Source organism: Kytococcus sp. HMSC28H12, assembly GCF_001816045.1.
Lineage (GTDB): Bacteria > Actinomycetota > Actinomycetes > Actinomycetales > Dermatophilaceae > Kytococcus > Kytococcus schroeteri.
The window spans coordinates 1-785 of sequence record NZ_KV824492.1 but is presented as its reverse complement, the minus strand read 5'-3'; the positions used below and the strand labels follow the sequence as shown (position 1 = coordinate 785).

Here is a 785-nt window from a genome sequence, read left to right as displayed (position 1 = left end):
CATGACCCACGCTCAACTCCGAAGAGCCGTGAATCTCCTGCAATGCAGGGCTCGGCTCGGGCGCGGCATGAAACCTGACGCCGGTGGCACCGGTCGCTTCGACCACCTGACGGAGATCGTCGTGAACCACCGTCCACATCTCGTGACCCGCCGCCTCGGGCACCGGCCCGGCACTAACCGTCGTCATATCCAGCGCGGCCGACGACCGACTGACTGGCGTCAACCCCTCCACAGTGATCTTCAACCCGCTACCGGGGTCCAGGTCCACGAGGAAGAAGTGAGGTTCAGTGCGCTGTTGCATCAGAAGTAGATCCTGTACCCAAACTCGCGAGCCAGAAACCGTCCATATTGCTCGATCTGATACATCGAGGCGTGTGGATACGTGGTACGGAACCACTCCCAGTGCGCATTGAACCTACGCGCATCCGCCAAATGCTTGCTTGACCACACCCATGAGCCGTATTTGGGATTGTGAATATTCAACCCCCGAGAAGAAAAGTAACCCTGAAACTTCTGAGGCAGATTATGGTGCGCATGGTAATCTTTTGGTGATGAGATGTTCCCGGTGCCGGCCCTGACTCCGGGGTTGTGAGGGAAATTCCCACCAGTGAACTTCTTGTAACTCCCACACTGCACCCATACGTCGTCACCCTCCGACCGACCGGCCCAAGATTCGTAGGTAGTCGGCACTTCCTGTTCCCGCAGGTCCGCAGGTGCCGGTTCGTCGCGATTCATTTGACGACCCGGACTTGTCAGGCTCATCCGATCTGAGGGTGTAGTCGTGG

At 58.2% G+C, this 785-nt stretch carries 1 protein-coding gene; it reads right to left on the bottom strand.

The features are described 5' to 3' along the window. Positions 1-301: hypothetical protein (locus HMPREF3099_RS07040; protein ID WP_141762041.1), on the bottom strand; the 301-nt coding region annotated here is incomplete at its 3' end. Between the last annotated feature and the right edge of the window lie 484 nt (positions 302-785).